This is a genomic window from Bacillus sp. z26, assembly GCF_058313635.1.
The window spans coordinates 271820-290281 of sequence record NZ_JBZFQM010000002.1; the positions used below are offsets into that span (position 1 = coordinate 271820).

Consider the following 18462-nt stretch of genomic DNA (forward strand, 5'->3'; position numbering starts at 1 on the left):
ATTTTAAACTCTATTTAAAAAACAATACTATTATAATAATTAGTCAAAAAGGATCATCTACTAAATCATGTATTATTAATCATCATGAGGGATCATGGCATTTTCCCCCTACGTGGTTATATTTTCAGTTGTTACGGTGTAGACTTCATCATGCTGACTGGATGTTTTTCTACTATGAAGATTTTGCACATTGTTCAAATAGATAATCACTAGGCAACCTCCGTCATATTCTTTAAGTGAAAACAGGTTAGTCGTTTTGGTATAACTTTAGCCGAACAACCCATTAATTCTCCGATTTCCATTTGAGCCAATCCTTGTGAATGACCCTTCCGATTTCCTATTTCTTTCAAACTTCAAGCATAAACATACCAGTCTACCTTTTATTAAGATTGCATTTATAAATTTACGGGTATGATAATTAATGAAACTTTTTTCGCTGACTAACGTTATACAGTAAAAAGGAGTGTTGCAATTTTGAAAAAAGGAACCATCATATTAATCGCAGGAGTTGTCGTCGTAGGCATCATTATTGCTATGTTTGCTTCAAGCTATAATGGTTTTGTCAACGCAGAAGAAAATGTCGATCAAGCTTATTCCCAAATCGATAATCAATTACAAAGAAGAATGGACTTAATACCTAATTTAGTTAATACCGTTAAAGGGTATGCTGAGCATGAAGAATCGGTTATCAATGATGTTTCAACTGCCCGCTCAAAACTTGCTGGTGCCAATACACCACAGGAACAAGCAACAGCCAATGATGAACTGACAGGTGCATTAAATCGGCTATTGGTTGTAGTTGAAAACTACCCAGATCTAAAGGCTAACCAAAATTTCCAACAATTAATGGATGAGCTTGCCGGTACAGAGAATCGGATTTCCGTAGCAAGACAGGATTATAATACAGAGGTATCAGCTTACAATAAAAAGGTAAAGCAATTCCCTGGAGCCTTGATTGCCGGCATGTTTAATTTTGACAGCAAGGAATATTTTAAAGCTGCTGATGGCGCAGAACAGGCACCAACAGTAGATTTTAATGGTACAGAATGATGTTTAAAAAGATTCTCCTCTCACTGGCGATATTCATATGCTTTGTGGTCAGCCTGATTGGAGGCCCGGTTTCTGCAGCTGTTCCCACTCCTCAAGGAGATATTTACGTTCAGGATTTTGCCAATCTATTGAATGAACAAGAGAAACAAGAATTAATCCGCTTAGGTCGTACGCTAGAGGATCAAACAAAAGCTCAGATTGCTGTATTGACTGTACAGTCTTTGGGAAATCAAACACCTGAAGAATACGCACTGGAAGCCTTCCGTACCTATGAACTTGGTGATAAAGAGCTTAATAACGGAGTCCTTTTACTACTATCTACAGAAGATCGTAAGGCTCGTATTGAAGTGGGATATGGTCTTGAAGGTGCCCTGCCTGATGGGAAGGTTGGAAGAATACTCGATACCTATACAATTCCTTATATGAAATCTAACCAACCGGGCGATGCTGTTATGAATACGTATAAAGAATTATTTAACGTCGTCTCGGAGGAATATCAGTTGAATGAATCAACTGATTCAAAAGCTTTTGTATCTGAAGAAAATAACGAAGGCGGTATGGCAACCTGGAAAAAGATATTAATAGGTGCTATAATTTTAATTTTTATCATTATTGACATGACTTTCTTCGGCGGCACGTTTACTTATATGCTACTGCACATCCTGTCTGCATTTACCAGGAACGGTGGAGGCCGTGGAGGTGGAAACCGCGGCGGCGGTGGCGGTTCAGCCGGCGGCGGAGGGGCATCTAGAGGCTGGTAGTCAATAAGAGGCTTTAGACAAATAATTTCCAGCAATGAAAACAACCGAACTATTTTTCAAAACTCTCATGAACTGCACCACCCCAATTGTTAAACACATCATATCTAACAATTGAGGTGCAGTTCATTCATAAGTTTCGGAATAGTTCGGTTTTTATTATTCTCCATCTATTGATTGTCTGCTAAACATTAAACTTTAGAAGGGGATATTTCAGTTCTGTCACAGCCCCTATGATTACAATTTAATCATACTCTGTGTTTTCATCGATTCGTAACAGGCTTCAATCACCTTCATATTTTGTACCGTGTCCCAGGGGGTATAAGATGGTTCTTGATTGTTAAGTATACATTCTGCAAAATGATCCACTTGCATCATATATTGATCACATATAATCACTTCTTTTCGCGTCTCTCCCCCGCTTTTAACCAGCAATGTACCTTGATGTCCAACAAGATCCGGACGGTAAGCATTTCTACATATAATTTCTCCTAAAGTGCCAACCACACGATATTCATTACGATTGGTCATTTCAAAACTGCAATCAAACATCGCGCGCACACCATTATCCATATTCAAATGTGCTGTTGTCGTTAAGTCGACACCATAAGGGTTATTCATCTCAGCAAAACTCATGATATCTACAGGTTCAGCTCCCAAAATATGTCTGATGGCATGGATGTTATAGCAGCCAACATCATATAGAGCTCCTCCCCCTTTTTCGAAAGATAACCGGATATTATCCTCATCATCACTCAATAAAAATGAATGACTGGCATACATATACTTTACTTCACCAATCTCCCCAGTTTTAATGATATCTTTTACACGTTTATGCTGGGCGTGAAATTGATACATAAAGGCTTCCATGAATTTCACACCATAACGCTCACAGGCATTTACCATTTCGATCGTCTCCGCAGCTGTCAAAGCAGCCGGCTTTTCCACCAATACATGCTTACCTGCTTTTGCTGCTTCAATTGCCCATTTAGCATGCAAATGGTTCGGTAGTGGAATATATACGGCGTTAATTTCAGGATCTGCTATTAATTCTTCGTATGAATCATATGCTTTTTGAATCTCCAAGTTTGCAGCCACATCCTTTGCCTTTTGGCTTTGGCTGGCAATGGCTGTAACCTCTCCATGGAAAGAACGTTTAATGGCGGGAATTACTTGAGTTTGTCCAATATCTGCCGTACTTAAAATACCCCATTTTATTTTTGGCATTCTTCTATCTCCTCTCCAAAGTCCTAAAAAAAACGAATCATGATCATGATCCGTTTCTTAGAAGTTATTCCTATTATAGATAATAATGTACATATTTGGCAATTTTCATCAATATTTTATCTTTCATTTTCAGATTATCAAAATAATCCAATTTAATTTCTTTTGAATCCTTCAGATCAACCTCTAATTGTTTTTGAACTGTTTGACTGAATGGTGAGGATTTCATAAACAGATTCATTTCATCATTCAATCTAAAAGAACGCGAATCAATATTAACGGTTCCAATCATTAATCTTGTTTGATCAATCAACACAACCTTCCCGTGGAAAATTCCTTTTTCATATTGGTATACTCTCATACCGTTTTCAAGTGCTTCCCTCACAAATGGATAAGCAGCTTGGGTTAACATTAAACCGTCCGAATGTTTAGGCCACATAATGGTAACCTCTACACCCCTTTTTCTCGCCTGTTTTAAGGCATCCATAAAATGACGATTATCCGGAATAAAGTAAGGTGTTGCAATAATGATTTGCTTTTTGGCACTATCGAATTCTTTAATAAAATCTTCAACCAATCCGAACCCGCTTGAATAAACTTTTAAATAATGATTGGTGTCTCCTTTTTCCAAGGAAATCTTATGTATGGGTGGAGAGTTACCTGTATTTACCTTCCAATCCTCGCAAAATTGTTTTTCGAAATCCTGAACTCCCTCACCAGTCATGCGAATTTGATAATCATGCCACGTATCTTTTGTATATTTTTGTGCTACATTTAGTCCACCTGTGTAGCCAATTTTCCCATCTATCACAGCTATTCGGCGATGGTTCCGATGCTGGATGGAGTACCAAATATGAGGAAAATGGGGATCATTGCTATAGGTTATATGAACCCCTGCTTTCTTAAGTTCATCAAACCACTCATTCTTACCCTTTAGAGATCCGGCTCGGTCAACCGAATAATAAACATCGACTCCTTCATCCGCTTTTTTCTTCAATAAATCGAAGAATTTTTTGCTTGCTTCACCATTTCCGATTGAAAAATAATGAATATATACATATTTCTTAGCCTCTACAATATCTTTTGAAAACTGAGGATAAAAGGTTTTCCAATCCGTATACAATCCAAAATTGCTATTGCGAATCGGATAGGTATGAGGTTGGCTATCTGCTTCCGCCGCTTCTCTTCCTGCTTTAATATCAAAATGAACATAGACTAAAAGCGACCCTATAAAGGCGATCATAAGCAAGAGAGCATTAATGATGTATACAATTATCTTTTTTAACATACTGACTGTCCTTTGATTGAAGATAAGGGTTCCATCTCCATTTTTGCTTAGTATATGTTATAAGCATCCGTTTTATTTTATGTTTTAGCAGTGATAGAGCTGCCCTTATTGACTATCAGATCCCCTATAAATTTTTCCTTGATATAAGATTATTCCATCATCATTCAACATAAAAAAAAACCCACATTGCACCTTCCAAATAAGGAGGCAATGTGAGGCTGTATTCAATTAGCAGCTATGGCTGTGGGAATTATTTTTTACCTTTGAGCCAGTTTCTCCACGTAACAAATCACCTTCAGTTGCTTTTATAATTTCATCCGTTACTGTATTGGAGATCACCGTAGCCACCATTTGTAGAAGATCATTCACTTCTAATTGTGACTGTTTAAATTCCTGAACGATTGGAAGTTCATCCAGTTCACGTTCTACCTTAGCTAATTTTTCTTCTGTTTTTTTCAATGCTTCTATTTTTCCATAATGTTGGAAGTTGACCGCCTGTTTTTGTAACCCCTTGATTACTGACATTAACTCAGCTATATTTTTATTTTCGTTAATTTGCGCTTCCGCTCGTTTAAAGAAATCAACTTCATTTGTAGTTGAAATCATTTTAGCCAAGTCTTTTGCTCTGTCAATAATTTGTTCTTTCGTGTAATTCCCCATTCTTAAACCCCCACCTCTATCTCATTAGTTTCTTCTACATACTCACCATCGAGTGACCATGTTTTAGCATTTGTAATTTTTACTTTTACAATTTTCCCGATAACAGATTTAGGAGCTCTAAAGTTAACCAATTTATTTTTAGTCGTATAACCTGCCAGTACATCCGGATTGTTTTTGCTTTCCCCTTCAACTAAAACATCGAGAATCTGATTCATGTAAATTTGATTCTTTTTATTGGCAGTTTCGTTTACCAAAGCATTCAGGCGTTGGAGACGTTCCTTTTTCACTTCCATTGGAACATTATCTTTCATTTTTGCTGCCGGCGTACCTTCACGCGGAGAATAGATAAATGTATAAGCTAAGTCATATCCCACTTCTTTATAAAGGGACATCGTTTCTTCAAACTGTTCGTCCGTTTCATTCGGATAGCCAACTATAATATCAGTCGTCAGTGTGACATTAGGAATCGCTTCCTTTATTTTACGTACCAGTTCCAAGTATTGTTCACGTGTATATTTACGAGCCATGATTTTTAAGACATCATTATTACCAGATTGAACAGGCAAATGGATATGATCCATCATGTTGCCGCCCTTAGCCAGAACTTCGATCAAATGATCATCAAAATCACGGGGATGGCTTGTCGTGAAGCGCACACGCGGAATATTTATTTTACGGATCTCATCCATTAAGTCACCCAAGCGATAGTTTATATCCTCGAAGTCCTTACCATATGCATTTACGTTTTGCCCAAGCAAGGTAATCTCCTGATACCCTTGTGCTGCAAGCTGGCGAACTTCCTGAATAATATCTTCCGGTCTGCGGCTCCGTTCTTTTCCGCGTGTAAATGGAACAATACAGTACGTACAGAACTTATCACAACCATACATAATATTAACCCAAGCCTTGATGTTTCCTTTTCTAACTTTTGGAAGGTTCTCAATAATGTCCCCTTCCTTGGACCATACTTCAATAACCATTTCTTTGGACATATAAGCTTCCATCAAAATTTCAGGCAAACGATGGATATTATGTGTTCCAAAAATCATATCAACAAATGCATGCTTTTGCAAAATTTTATTCACGACAGATTCTTCTTGAGACATACAACCGCAGACACCCAACAATAAATCAGGTCTATTTTTTCTCAACGCTTTTAAATGACCAAGCTCTCCAAATACTTTATTTTCCGCATTTTCACGAATAGCACATGTATTCAATAATATGACATTGGCATCGTCTACACTGTCAGTTGGCTCATAGCCAAGAGCTAAAAAGATGCCAGACATAACTTCAGTATCATGCTCATTCATTTGGCAGCCGTATGTACGGATATAAAACTTGCGTCCTTCACCCATACCACGGAATTGTTCATTAATATTGAAATCCTTATGATAATTAATCGCTTCTTTACCGCGTTTCTTAGCATCTTTTAAGGATGGTGGCATATAAACCGTTTCAAAATACTTACTATAATCCTTCTCTTGCTTTTTGTCAGTTTTAACAGCGGTCGTTGTATCCAATCGTTGCTGTTCGTTCATATAAATCCCCTTCCATATATCTGCACTTAAATTATAAAATCTAAATATTGTATTTCAATAAAACAAACCCACACATAACACAATCTTAATAACATTAAAATCAAAAATTACAACTACAAAAAGTAGTGGAATTGTATTTTAAATAACGTTGTCACATTCATTTAGTATAATGGACTTGGGCAAATTTCTCAATATGAAGTAGAAAATAGCCTGTTTTGGCCTAAACAAGACATTTAAAACGGATACCTTTTATTGTTAACCATATATAGGTCATTTTTTGGAAATCGTCCATTTACCCAGTCTATATATTCATCAATCTAATAAATCTTGAAAATTATAAATAAATCCTTTTTTCAGGTAACCTACCCGTTTCTTAACCTCTACACATTACATAAAAAAAAATGTTTGTCTGTCTTATACCAATTGCATTCCTTGATATAAAACAGACAAACATCATCTCACAACATAATCTATTCATTTTACTTTGCAAATCCAATATCATTGATAGGCCAAATACGCAGTTTCACTTCTCCGATTATTCTTTCCATCGGCACAAACCCAAAAATTCTGCTGTCCTTACTGTTTAAACGATTATCCCCAAGAACAAACATCTGTCCTTTTGGCACTTTATGTTCACCAGTCAAATTGTTTAATGTAAAATCTTCTGTCAATCGTTCCATTGCTTGCAAATCCATCTTAAATTCTTCTAAATAAGGTTCATCATAGGCTTGGCCATTGATATAAAGGATATCCTTTTTCATTTCAATCGTATCTCCAGGAAGGCCAATGACACGCTTTACATAATTATCAGATGAATCAGTTGCATGAAATACGACCTCATCAAAACGATCAATCGCTGTCATTTTAGTTAATATAACCCGATTGCCATCCCGAAGAGAAGGAAGCATAGATTCTCCCCTCACTGTAGTAGGTGTAAAAACAAACTGACGCATTAAAGTAACAAGAATAATCGCTAATATGACAGATTTAAAAACCGATATAACTTCTTTTCCAAAACTCGCTTTTTCATTCATACACATACTCCTTTAAACTCAATCATGTACTCCCGCTCAATATTCTTCTTCATTCATTCCCTTACGAAGAATAATACAAACGCGGGAGTGAAGATAAAAGAGATGATAGTCCTTGATAGGTTTTTATAAGCTAGCATTTCTTATTAATTGAATCCCTTGGCGTTATAGATAGGTTATTATAAAAAAACAGTTGGATAGAAAAGAGTACAGATCAAATAAAGTATTAAGCAAACAGGTGAAAAATAAGATACTAAGCTCTATGTAAATTAAATAAATAATCCTTAAATATGAAATGTTAATTTTCAAATAATTGGTATTAAGATATAGTTAAAGTATCAATTAAAAGGAGTTGTGAATATGTTAGCGAAAATTGCAGTAGAGGTTTTGTTTACCCAACAAAAAATCTAAGGGAGTGTATCTCCAACTGCACCCCTTATTAAAGGGAGAAAAAAATGAAACAATTTTTTGATGATTATTTAGCTGGTCAAACTATCTTATTGAAACAAATGGAACAAGATCACTTTGAACGCTTTGCTAAAATCGAGAATGAAACTAGTACACTATTACTTGCAAATGATGATATTCCATTTCCATTAACCTTTGAAGATCACACAAATTTTTTCAAAACGATTAGTGGGAAAAAAGAAGAGTTTATGTTTGGGATTTTTGAGAAGGAATCGAATGAACTCATTGGTTCATGCGGTGTATTCGTAATTAATTGGAAAAACAGCACATGTTTTGTTGGGATCTCCATTGGGGACAAGTGGCAAAATAAAGGCTTTGGCACAGATGCTATGAATACATTAACTTCATTTGTTTTTAATTATATCCACATCCAAAAAATTAAATTGCATGTGTTTAGTTTTAATGCTAATGCCATTCGTTCATACGAAAAATGTCATTTTAGTAGAGAAGGTACATTGCGCAATGAAATTTTCAGATTTGGCTCCTTCCATGATGTACATGTATATGGTTTACTCAGAGATGACTGGAATAAACAGAAAGCCAACTAGACAAATAAGCATTCATTCAAGTTGATCTTGAATGAATGCTTATTCTCTTAATTCTTATATTCTTTTAAACAACGTTTATTTTATCTACTATCTTCTCTACTTAATAATCCCAAGCTCTTTACCCGCCTTCTCAAATGCGTTCAATGCCTTGGCCAGCTCTTCTTTAGAGTGCGCTGCTGTCACGATGGTCCTGACCCGTGCAAGCCCCTTTGCAACAGTCGGGAAGGCAATCCCTTGAGCAAATACCCCGTATTCCAGTAATTTATCAGACAGTTGATGTGTCAGAGCCTCATCTCCCACAATAACCGGAGTGATTGGCGTTTCGCTTTTGCCCGTGTTAAACCCCATATATTCGAGCCCTTTTTTAAAGAATTTCGTATTCTCCCATAACCGATCTATTAATTCTGGTTCTTCCAATAGTACATCGATAGCTTCTATATTAGCCATTGTCACTGCCGGCGGATGTGAAGTACTGAATAAGAATGGTCTGCCTTTATGAATTAAATAGTCAATCATGGTACGGCTGCTTGCCACATATCCTCCAAGAACACCAATGGCCTTACTTAACGTACCTACTTGAATATGAACACGTCCATCGAGACCGAAGTGATTGACAGTACCACGCCCATTCTTGCCTAAGACTCCTGAGGCATGCGCATCATCAACCATAACAAGTGCATCATATTTCTCTGCTAATTCTACAATCGCAGGTAAAGGAGCAATATTTCCATCCATTGAAAATACCCCATCTGTAACAACTAAGCGTTTACGGTAGGATTGTGTTTCTTTTAGAGCATCTTCAAGGCTTTCCATATCGACATGCTTATATACTCGTCGAGCAGCTTTTGTTAATCTGATTCCATCGATTATGGAAGCATGGTTTAATTCATCTGAAATGACCACATCTTCCTGCGTAAGGATGGCGGATAAAACTCCCTGGTTTGTAGTAAATCCAGATTGAAATACCAACGCCGCTTCCGTATGTTTAAATTTCGCCAATTTTTCTTCTAATTCCATATGCATGTCAAAGGTACCCGCTATTGTGCGGACTGAACCAGTCCCTACACCATATTCTTCAGTCGCATCAAGCGCGGCATCCTTCAAGCGTGGATGTGAAGTTAAACCAAGATAATTATTAGATGACAATTGAATTACTTTTTTTCCATTAATCACGACCTTAGAACCTTGCTCTGATTCCAAAGGTATCAATGTACGGAACATTCCTGCTCCTTTCATTTCATCTAACTCTGTTTGCAAATATTCAAACCCCTTCAAATTGCTTCCTCCTTATCATACTATTTTTATACCTCTTCTATTCCCTATATTCTTTCATTATATCAATAGTACTGAATTTAATTATCAATCTTCTTCTATAAATACTCTACTATGGGAGTAATACTACTTTTCCACACTCACCTTTAATCATAAGGTCAAAGCCCTTCTCAAATTCCTCTAAAGAGAAGTGGTGGGTGATCAATGGCTTAACATCAACCTGCCCTGATTCCAGCAACCTGGAAACCTGCTGCCATGTTTTAAACATTTGTCTTCCTGTGATCCCTTGCACAGTTACACCTTTAAAAACGATATCCTCGGTGATATTAAGTGATACAGGCTTAGGGGGTAAACTTAATATAGAAAACCTGCCTCCATTTGTAATCATTTTAAACCCTTGATCAATGGCAATAGGATGACCGCTCATTTCACAAACAACATCAACCCCATTTCCATTCGTTAAATCATAAACTGCCTGAACAGGATTTGTCTTGGCTGAATTTATCATTACAGTAGCTCCGAGCTTCCCAGCCAATCCTAAACGGTATTCATTAATATCAAGTGCAATAACCTTTGAGGCACCTGCTGCTTTTGCCACTCCAACTGCCATTATTCCAATTGGACCACAACCGATAATCGCAACTGTTTTTCCAACCACATCACCTGATAATACAGTGTGAACCGCATTCCCCATCGGTTCCTGAATGGATGCTACATCAATCGGCATATCATTCGGGTTTTTCCATAGATTGGATGTCGGTAAAGCTATATATTCAGCAAAACACCCTTGGGTATCAACTCCAATTATTTTGGTGTTTTTACATATATGATATTGCCCATTCATACATTGGGGACAACTTCCGCACACTAGATGTGTCTCTGCAGAAACATAATCACCTACATAATAATCCTGTACTTTACCTCCTACTTCCACAATCTCGCCTGAAAATTCATGTCCGAATGCGTAAGGCGGGTTAACACGGTTTTGTGACCATTCATCCCATGTATATATATGGACATCTGTGCCGCATATAGATGTCGCCTTCACCTTGATCAACACTTCATTCTCTTTAATAGAAGGAATATCGATGAATTGAAGTTCCGCTCCATAACCCCTTTTGTGTTTTACAATCGCTCTCATTTTTCCATCCACCGTATACACTCTCCTTATCAAATACATCTTAATACCAAAATTGTAAATTTTTATCACAATCATGTAAATAGATCATTCCATGTATGACGGACAGTTGAATTTTACGGGAATATTTTTTTGAAAACGTTTTACTATTATTATAAAAGTTATACAGAAATGAACATTGGCCATTGATTACATGTATAACTTATTGTCCTAAAGCACAAAAAAAACCTCTGGGATTCCAGAGACTTTACGAACGTTTAAATACGTTTAGCATATATAACAAATAATTTCTCACCATCTCTTGTTGTAGTGACAAGTATGATTTCCTCTTCCTCATCATTTTTCGTAAACGTACATTCATTATAGGGTATTGTTTCTGTTTGATAAATTTCATAATCATATGTATTTCTATAATCCGTTATTTGAATCATTTCTCCCTTATCCACTGAATAAAGTTCGTATAAAGGTTTATTATCCTGGAATGCGACAAGGCCAACTGTCCCCAATTCATTTGGGTATTCGGTTTGCTCCAAATGACCGATTCCATGATTTAAATATTTTTGGTTTCTCCCCTCTATTAGCGGCAATTCGATTTTTATAGAATGAATTTTTATGTAACCAATAGTATCCCCCTCACAATAGGGAGGTTGAACAATCGTTAATTTATCATCCTTTGTATTGCTCTCTGTTTCCTTACTGCTTTTCTCTATACCAGGTTGTTCTACAATTTGCTCTGCTACAGAGATTTCCTTAACCAAATCAAAGATTGGCGAGATTAATAAATACAGACCTACTAAGGTTAATACTTTACTAAAATTTTTCCGTAACATTTTGATTCAGTCCTTATTCGAATCATTTAGATACCAGGCAAAGAGTAAACATATAGCCCCGGTGATCTGTTTAATATATGGCAGCTTGCTACCTTTAGCAGCCATTACACTTAGATAGCTGATACCATTTCCAAGAGAATCATCCTGATAATTTTTGGTTGTGTACTCTAGTTTATGACAAACCCCACCATTGCAGCCTGCATATCCGGCATCATTTGATTTTGCTTCTGTTTCATTGAAACAGAATGATAGTAGGATCAAACAAGCAAGTACAGCTGTTAATTTTTTCATCAGGCATTCTCCCTTACCTTGTTTATGTACTATTTATCCATATTTATTCCCTGCAAACTATAAAATACTTTCCTTGCGTGGAATAAAAAGTAAACACCGACCAATAATAAGGCCGGTGTTTATAAACTCATATAAATTCTGCTGTTAATTTATCAAAATGCTCCTGGGTCAGTTCCAAATTAGCAGCCGATAAAGGTTTTTCAGCATATCCCTGAATTAATTCCTGATAGGAAGGTTGTTCTGTATTTTGATAGATTAAGCCAGTCACTAAACCTTGATGCTTCATTAACGTCTGCATCGCATTCTCTTTATTCGAGGGATCGTACCCTTCAATCGTAGCAAGCTTTGTCAAATTTTCCTTGAACCAGTCATACGTATTCACTTTATTATAAGTAACACAAGGACTAAAAACATTAATTAAGGAGAACCCTTTATGGCGAATTCCTGCCTCAATCAGTGCTGTCAAATCTTTCAAATCGGTAGAGAAGCTCTGCGCTACAAATGTAGCTCCAACAGACAACGCCATTTCCATTGGTGATATCGCCTGTTCAATCGAACCTCCAGGTGTTGATTTAGTCTTAAAACCGACAGAAGAACGTGGAGATGTCTGCCCTTTTGTTAAACCATAAATTTGATTGTCCATTACAATATAGGTGATATCTATATTTCTCCTAATTGCATGCACAGTGTGACCCATTCCTATTGCGAATCCATCACCATCTCCACCTGAGGCAAGAACCGTCAAATCACGATTGGCCATTTTTACACCCTGTGCTATAGGTAAAGATCGACCGTGTATGCTGTGAAATCCATAGGATTGGATATAACCTGATATACGGCCGGAACAGCCAATCCCCGAAATAACAGCGAGTTGATCTGGCTCCAGCCCCACATTAGCTGCTGCCCTCTGAATTGCCGCCTGGACAGAGAAATCTCCACAACCCGGACACCAGTTTGGTTTTACATTATTCCTGAAATCTTTAAATGTAGCCATTTAAACCAACTCCCTGCAATTTGAATACACTTCATGCGGCAAAAATGGATTGCCATCATATTTTAAAAGCTTCATAATCTTATCAGCATGACCAATATTCATTTTTAGGATGTTGGCCAGTTGTCCTGTTGCGTTATTCTCTATGACAACTACCCTGTTTGCCATCTGAACATATGGAAGGATCTCCTTGGCTGGAAATGGGTGCAAAAGTCTGACATGGACATGGTTTACCTTAATTCCATCACTCTCTAGCCTAGTCATTGTCTCTTCGATGACACCTCTTGTAGAATTAAACCCTATTAATAACAAATCTGGATTATCATAGACTGCATTTATATGAATAGGGTCTTTAAAGTTCACAGAATGTATTTTCCGCATCCGTTTGTCCATTTGAGCTACACGATTGGAAGCCACTTCTGATGGTTTACCTGTCTCATCATGTTCTACGCCCGTAACATGATGAATTCCATTTTTCATACCAGGGAGGGGCCTTGGAGAAATCCCATCCTCCGTTACCAGATAACGTTTAAAATATCTTTTATCTGTGCTTTCAGGTAATTCATCCGTTATTAATTTGCCTCTGCGAATCTCAACCTTACTAAAATCCAATGGCTCGACAGTTTGTTTACCCAGAGATAATTGTAAATCTGATAGGATAATAACAGGAACCTGGTATTCTTCGGCTAAATTAAATGCTTCGACCGTATCGTAGAAAGCTTCTTCAACAGTACTTGGAGCCATAACGATTTTAGGTATTTCACCATGTGTTCCATAAATCATTGCCATTAAATCTGATTGTTCTTGTTTTGTAGGCATACCTGTTGATGGCCCTCCACGTTGTGTATCCACAATTACAAGAGGCGTTTCGGTAATGCCCGATAATCCGATGGCCTCCATCATTAAAGATAGACCAGGGCCCGCTGAGGCTGTTAGGCTGCGTACACCGGCATAATTTGCGCCAATGGCCATCGTACAAGCGGCTATTTCATCTTCTGTTTGAATCACCGTACCACCAAACTTAGGCAGATGCTTAATTAAATACTCCATAATTTCAGAAGCGGGGGTGATTGGATAAGCTGCCATAAAGCGTGAACCACCAGCCAGAGCCCCCATTGCGATAGCATCATTTCCAATCATAAATAAACGCTTTTTCCCATCCGCTTCAGCAAGCTGCAATGCTCCTGGCTTACTCCCTAACTTTTCTTTCATGAAATTATAGCCTGCCTGAATAGCCTCCAAATTCCTTTCAACAACCGAGGCGCCTTTTCTTCCAAAAATTTCGTCCACCACTTCTGAAAACACCTGAATATTTAAGCCAAACACAGCACTTGAAGCTCCAATGGCCACCATATTTTTCATGAGTGATGTCCCCAGCTGAGTAGCTATTTCTGTAAACGGAACGGAATAAAGTATGGATTCGGAATCTAAAGGAGCTTGCGGGTCAAACTTGGTGTCAGCCATAATGATTCCTTCATTATGTAATTCTTTATAATTTACATCAATGGTTTCTTGGTCAAATGCCACTAATACATCCAGATCGTCAGCGATAGACCGAACCTGTGTCGTACTAACCCGAATTTTATTATTTGTATGCCCTCCTTTAATTCTTGAAGAAAAATGGCGATAACCATACAAATAATATCCCAGACGATTTAACGCGATAGAAAAGATTTCCCCTGTACTTTCTATGCCTTCGCCTTGCTGCCCTCCAACTTTCCATGAAAGTTGTTTAATCATTTCCTTTACACCCCTTTGATTCCTACTAAAATGGAATATTGGCTTTCCACGCTTGCCATTAACCTATTATCATTAAATTTATAATTTTCTAAATTATACCTAAATATCTACCATATTAAGCTTTAGAACAAAAAAAAGCAACCGCTTCCAGAATAATTTATTAAAAATTCAAAATATTTATTAAAGCAACTTCATAGGTCATGTCTCATACACAATGATCAAATAAGAAGCTACTTATACCCACTTCCAGGTAATACTGTTACAATTCGTCATCAAGGATTGAATACTGTCCACTCTCCCCAAAGAATAAACATTGGATGGAGTAACGTCAAAATCTGATCCACATCCAACAGGTATTGGATTTCCCTGCAACTCCAAGCTCTCACTGATAAATATGACACATCACACCAGCTATTATTCTGAATTTCCCTCTCTTTAAGGTAAGATATATCCTCATACAGACGATTGTATGTTAGTTTTCTTTTGTGAATAATCAGGTCATAAAAAATATCCACCTCGGCAAGTGATGCATCAAAGCGGATAGATAGAAGTATATTTATGTTCAAAATCCAAATACGGATTACTAAACAAATTTATTAAATTTATTAATACAGCACATTGCCAATCAAATATCATCCATTACCCTGTTCGCCCGAATTAAACTCTCTTTAAAATTTAACAAAAAGGAGCATCCTCCTAATCGGACACTATCATCCGATCTTATTTTAGAGTCAGCTCCAATTTCATACTACCGTGGTTCTATGATTAGTTTTATGGCAGTGCGTTCCTCACCATCAATTAAGATATCTGTAAAAGCCGGAATGCAAATAAGATCTACCCCACTTGGTGCAACGAACCCTCTGGCAATTGCCACAGCTTTTACCGCCTGGTTTAATGCTCCTGCACCAATTGCCTGGATTTCTGCTGCTCCTCTTTCTCTCAATACACCAGCCAGCGCTCCAGCCACAGAGTTGGGATTAGATTTTGCTGAAACCTTTAATATATCCATTTATGGTCCTCCTCATCTTATTCCAGGACATGTCCCCTAGTGTGTATGTTTTTTCTGTTAACTATATTCATTATGGAGAAAAGATATACCATACAAAAAAGCCAACCCCTGGAGGTTGGCTCTTTCCTATCTTCCTAATTAAAAAATGGATGGTCTTCATTGATTAATATTCTTTCGGTTTTTAACGCTTTTCCTGTTTTAGGATCCAAATCTATTATTAAACCACTCAAAACCGCTCTTCCTTCTTTCGGTACTTCAAAACGTACAGGTAAGCTCGTTAAGAATTTTTTGATAACCGCATCTCTTTCCATTCCGAGAATACCATCATATGGACCTGTCATTCCCACATCCGACATGTAAGCTGTCCCTTTAGGAAGAATCCGATTATCAGCTGTTTGAACATGTGTATGTGTTCCAACTACCGCAGATACTCTTCCATCTAAATACCATCCCATCGCTTGTTTTTCACTCGTAGCTTCAGCATGCATATCAACAAATATGAATGGAGTTCGCTTGCTTGCCTGTTCTACCAGTTTATCCGCACATAAAAATGGATCGTCAAGCGCAGGCATAAAGGTTCTGCCTTGCAGGTTAATAACAGCCAGTTCAAATTGATTCATCTTAACAAATGAAAGGCCGTTACCTGGCGTGCCTTCCGGAAAATTACCAGGACGCACCAAATACTTCGCATCCTCAATAAATTCAAAAATATCACGATTATCCCAGGAATGATTGCCAAGTGTAATAATATTTGCCCCGTACTCAAGTAATTCTTTATAAATTTTTTGAGTAATTCCTCTTCCAGCTGCTGCATTTTCTCCATTAATGATAACAAATTGCGGTCTATATTTTTCTTTTAGCTTACCTAAATATTCTTTCACCATTGCTCTTCCCGGCGATCCAACAATATCCCCGATAAATAATAACCTCATTTATGTTTTCCTTTCTAACAATCCAAGATTTTTATGTCCAATTAATCTTCTATAATCGGAATAATGGCAGGCTCCAAAAAAATAAAGCGGTGAAGAAAACACCGCTTTATTTTGCATATTCAACTGCTCTGGTCTCACGAATAACCGTCACTTTAATATGTCCTGGATAGTCCAGTTCATCTTCAATACGTTTTCTGATATCTCTGGCCAGTCGGTGCGCCTCTAAATCATCAATACTTTCAGGCTTAACAATAATACGGACTTCACGTCCAGCCTGGATAGCAAATGATTTTTCAACACCCTCATAGGATTCAGATATATCTTCAAGTTTTTCAAGGCGACGTATATAGTTTTCAAGCGTTTCACTTCTGGCACCAGGTCGCGCTGCCGAAAGAGCATCTGCCGCAGCTACCAATATGGCAATTATCGATTTCGCCTCAGTGTCACCATGATGGGAAGCAATACTATTAATAACAACTGGATGTTCCTTGTACTTAGTAGCAAGTTCAACTCCTATTTCAACATGGCTTCCTTCTACTTCATGATCGATTGCTTTACCGATATCATGTAATAGTCCGGCCCGCTTCGCCAGCGTAATATCTTGACCAAGCTCGGCTGCCATCAGACCAGATAAATAGGCTACCTCCATGGAATGCTTAAGCACATTTTGTCCATAGCTTGTTCTGTATTTTAAGCGACCAAGGATTTTTATCAAATCTGGGTGTAAGCCATGAACCCCAACTTCAAATGTTGTCTGTTCTCCGATTTCCCGGATATGCTCATCGACTTCCCTTCTTGCCTTGTCAACCATTTCTTCAATACGTGCCGGATGAATACGGCCATCTTGTACAAGTTTTTCAAGGGCAAGTCTTGCAGTTTCACGTCTTATTGGATCAAATCCTGATAAAATTACCGCTTCCGGAGTATCGTCGATGATTAAATCGATTCCTGTCAACGTCTCAAGTGTTCGAATATTACGTCCTTCACGACCGATAATTCGACCTTTCATTTCATCATTAGGAAGATTGACGACAGAAACGGTCGTTTCGGCTACATGATCTGCTGCACAACGTTGAATCGCAAGTGACAAGATTTCACGTGCCTTTTTGTCCGCTTCTTCCTTTGCTCGGTTATCGCTCTCTTTTATCATGATGGCAATATCATGTGACAGTTCATTCTCAACACGGTCAAGGATAATAGCTTTTGCCTCTTCTCTGGTTAGGCTGGAAATACGTTCAAGTTCAGAACTTTGAGCTTGAATTATCTCATCCACTTTGCTTTCCATCTGTTCAATATGCTGTTGTCTTTGGTTTAGAGAATCTTCTTTCTTTTCCAGTAAAGCCTCACGTTTATCCTGTGAATCTGCTTTACGGTCCAAATTCTCTTCTTTTTGTAAAATTCGATTTTCCTGTCTCTGCAATTCAGTTCGTCGATCACGAACTTCCTTTTCAGCATCAGTACGAAGCTTATGAATCTCATCCTTTGCTTCTAAAAGGGATTCCTTTTTCAAGGCGTCCGCTTCCCGCTTTGCGTCTTCAATGATCTTTTCAGCCGCATTCGTTGCGCCGGATATTTTAGATTCCGCTATAGATCTTCTTAACAAATAGCCAACAACTGCACCAACAATTAGGCCAAGCAAAATGGAGATGATAGTGATTGGATCCATCATTACACCTCCTCTTGCTATTAAA

At 37.7% G+C, this 18462-nt stretch carries 17 protein-coding genes; 3 read left to right on the forward strand and 14 right to left on the reverse strand.

Annotated elements, in window-relative coordinates:
* Window positions 1–474 precede the first annotated feature (474 nt).
* Together AC4G3K_RS06545 and AC4G3K_RS06550 are read left to right on the forward strand one after the other, a co-directional pair.
* Window positions 475–1050 (forward strand): LemA family protein, encoded by a 576-nt coding sequence (locus tag AC4G3K_RS06545; protein ID WP_491076977.1) that lies wholly within the window; start codon window positions 475–477, stop codon window positions 1048–1050.
* The gene (locus AC4G3K_RS06550; RefSeq protein ID WP_491132865.1) at window positions 1050–1811 is read left to right on the forward strand and encodes a TPM domain-containing protein; all 762 of its coding nucleotides are present in this window, start codon (window positions 1050–1052) and stop codon (window positions 1809–1811) included. Before AC4G3K_RS06545 ends, AC4G3K_RS06550 begins: the two co-directional genes overlap by 1 nt.
* A gap of 234 nt (window positions 1812–2045) precedes the next feature.
* On the opposite strand, the gene AC4G3K_RS06555 is transcribed toward AC4G3K_RS06550, so the two are convergent.
* From AC4G3K_RS06555 to lepB, 5 genes are all read right to left on the reverse strand, one after another.
* On the reverse strand, window positions 2046–3035 hold the full coding sequence (locus AC4G3K_RS06555) for a Gfo/Idh/MocA family protein (protein ID WP_491076975.1): 990 nt from the start codon (window positions 3033–3035) through the stop codon (window positions 2046–2048).
* A 73-nt stretch (window positions 3036–3108) separates the two neighbouring features.
* Window positions 3109–4320, reverse strand: coding sequence for a phospholipase D-like domain-containing protein (locus AC4G3K_RS06560; RefSeq protein WP_491076974.1), 1212 nt, complete (start codon window positions 4318–4320; stop codon window positions 3109–3111).
* Between the two features lie 228 nt (window positions 4321–4548).
* Window positions 4549–4980, reverse strand: coding sequence for a YlbF/YmcA family competence regulator (locus AC4G3K_RS06565; RefSeq protein ID WP_491076973.1), 432 nt, complete (start codon window positions 4978–4980; stop codon window positions 4549–4551).
* 2 nt (window positions 4981–4982) lie between these two features.
* Entirely contained in the window at window positions 4983–6521 is a 1539-nt protein-coding gene (gene miaB / locus AC4G3K_RS06570) for a tRNA (N6-isopentenyl adenosine(37)-C2)-methylthiotransferase MiaB (RefSeq protein ID WP_491076972.1), read from the reverse strand.
* Between the two features lie 479 nt (window positions 6522–7000).
* A complete protein-coding gene (gene lepB, locus AC4G3K_RS06575; RefSeq protein ID WP_491076971.1) occupies window positions 7001–7555 on the reverse strand; it encodes a signal peptidase I in 555 nt (184 codons plus the stop codon).
* 452 nt (window positions 7556–8007) lie between these two features.
* Between lepB and AC4G3K_RS06580 the strand changes: the two genes are divergently transcribed.
* Window positions 8008–8568, forward strand: a complete 561-nt coding sequence (locus AC4G3K_RS06580; protein WP_491076970.1) for a GNAT family N-acetyltransferase — start codon at window positions 8008–8010, stop codon at window positions 8566–8568.
* 96 nt (window positions 8569–8664) lie between these two features.
* On the opposite strand, the gene AC4G3K_RS06585 is transcribed toward AC4G3K_RS06580, so the two are convergent.
* The 9 genes from AC4G3K_RS06585 to rny all read right to left on the reverse strand — a co-directional run bounded on the left by AC4G3K_RS06585 (window position 8665) and on the right by rny (window position 18437).
* Window positions 8665–9843 carry a glycine C-acetyltransferase gene (locus AC4G3K_RS06585; protein ID WP_491076969.1) on the reverse strand — a complete coding sequence of 393 codons (1179 nt, stop codon included), beginning with the start codon at window positions 9841–9843 and terminating at the stop codon, window positions 8665–8667.
* Window positions 9844–9952: 109 nt separating this feature from the next.
* Window positions 9953–10993: an L-threonine 3-dehydrogenase gene (gene tdh, locus AC4G3K_RS06590; protein WP_491076968.1), complete on the reverse strand. Its 1041-nt coding sequence runs from the start codon at window positions 10991–10993 to the stop codon at window positions 9953–9955.
* A gap of 242 nt (window positions 10994–11235) precedes the next feature.
* Window positions 11236–11808 (reverse strand): sortase, encoded by a 573-nt coding sequence (locus AC4G3K_RS06595; protein WP_491076967.1) that lies wholly within the window; start codon window positions 11806–11808, stop codon window positions 11236–11238.
* Between the two features lie 6 nt (window positions 11809–11814).
* Entirely contained in the window at window positions 11815–12099 is a 285-nt protein-coding gene (locus AC4G3K_RS06600) for a hypothetical protein (protein ID WP_491076966.1), read from the reverse strand.
* 127 nt (window positions 12100–12226) lie between these two features.
* Window positions 12227–13093 (reverse strand): 2-oxoacid:ferredoxin oxidoreductase subunit beta, encoded by an 867-nt coding sequence (locus AC4G3K_RS06605; protein WP_491076965.1) that lies wholly within the window; start codon window positions 13091–13093, stop codon window positions 12227–12229.
* Entirely contained in the window at window positions 13094–14830 is a 1737-nt protein-coding gene (locus AC4G3K_RS06610; protein WP_491132866.1) for a 2-oxoacid:acceptor oxidoreductase subunit alpha, read from the reverse strand.
* Between the two features lie 748 nt (window positions 14831–15578).
* Complete coding sequence (gene spoVS / locus AC4G3K_RS06615; protein WP_491076963.1) at window positions 15579–15839, reverse strand: stage V sporulation protein SpoVS; 261 nt, start codon at window positions 15837–15839, stop codon at window positions 15579–15581.
* A 134-nt stretch (window positions 15840–15973) separates the two neighbouring features.
* A complete protein-coding gene (locus AC4G3K_RS06620; protein ID WP_491076962.1) occupies window positions 15974–16771 on the reverse strand; it encodes a TIGR00282 family metallophosphoesterase in 798 nt (265 codons plus the stop codon).
* A gap of 106 nt (window positions 16772–16877) precedes the next feature.
* Window positions 16878–18437: a ribonuclease Y gene (rny, locus tag AC4G3K_RS06625; RefSeq protein ID WP_491076961.1), complete on the reverse strand. Its 1560-nt coding sequence runs from the start codon at window positions 18435–18437 to the stop codon at window positions 16878–16880.
* Window positions 18438–18462 lie beyond the last annotated feature (25 nt).

Bases quoted from the DNA above. Each gene is read 5' to 3' on its own strand.
- AC4G3K_RS06550 (WP_491132865.1), top strand. From the start codon at position 1,050: ATGTTTAAAAAGATTCTCCTCTCACTGGCGATATTCATATGCTTTGTG.
- AC4G3K_RS06555 (WP_491076975.1), bottom strand. From the start codon at position 3,035: ATGCCAAAAATAAAATGGGGTATTTTAAGTACGGCAGATATTGGACAA.
- AC4G3K_RS06560 (WP_491076974.1), bottom strand. From the start codon at position 4,320: ATGTTAAAAAAGATAATTGTATACATCATTAATGCTCTCTTGCTTATG.
- AC4G3K_RS06565 (WP_491076973.1), bottom strand. From the start codon at position 4,980: ATGGGGAATTACACGAAAGAACAAATTATTGACAGAGCAAAAGACTTG.
- miaB (WP_491076972.1), bottom strand. From the start codon at position 6,521: ATGAACGAACAGCAACGATTGGATACAACGACCGCTGTTAAAACTGAC.
- lepB (WP_491076971.1), bottom strand. From the start codon at position 7,555: ATGAATGAAAAAGCGAGTTTTGGAAAAGAAGTTATATCGGTTTTTAAA.
- AC4G3K_RS06580 (WP_491076970.1), top strand. From the start codon at position 8,008: ATGAAACAATTTTTTGATGATTATTTAGCTGGTCAAACTATCTTATTG.
- AC4G3K_RS06595 (WP_491076967.1), bottom strand. From the start codon at position 11,808: ATGTTACGGAAAAATTTTAGTAAAGTATTAACCTTAGTAGGTCTGTAT.
- AC4G3K_RS06600 (WP_491076966.1), bottom strand. From the start codon at position 12,099: ATGAAAAAATTAACAGCTGTACTTGCTTGTTTGATCCTACTATCATTC.
- AC4G3K_RS06605 (WP_491076965.1), bottom strand. From the start codon at position 13,093: ATGGCTACATTTAAAGATTTCAGGAATAATGTAAAACCAAACTGGTGT.
- AC4G3K_RS06610 (WP_491132866.1), bottom strand. From the start codon at position 14,830: ATGATTAAACAACTTTCATGGAAAGTTGGAGGGCAGCAAGGCGAAGGC.
- spoVS (WP_491076963.1), bottom strand. From the start codon at position 15,839: ATGGATATATTAAAGGTTTCAGCAAAATCTAATCCCAACTCTGTGGCT.
- AC4G3K_RS06620 (WP_491076962.1), bottom strand. From the start codon at position 16,771: ATGAGGTTATTATTTATCGGGGATATTGTTGGATCGCCGGGAAGAGCA.
- rny (WP_491076961.1), bottom strand. From the start codon at position 18,437: ATGGATCCAATCACTATCATCTCCATTTTGCTTGGCCTAATTGTTGGT.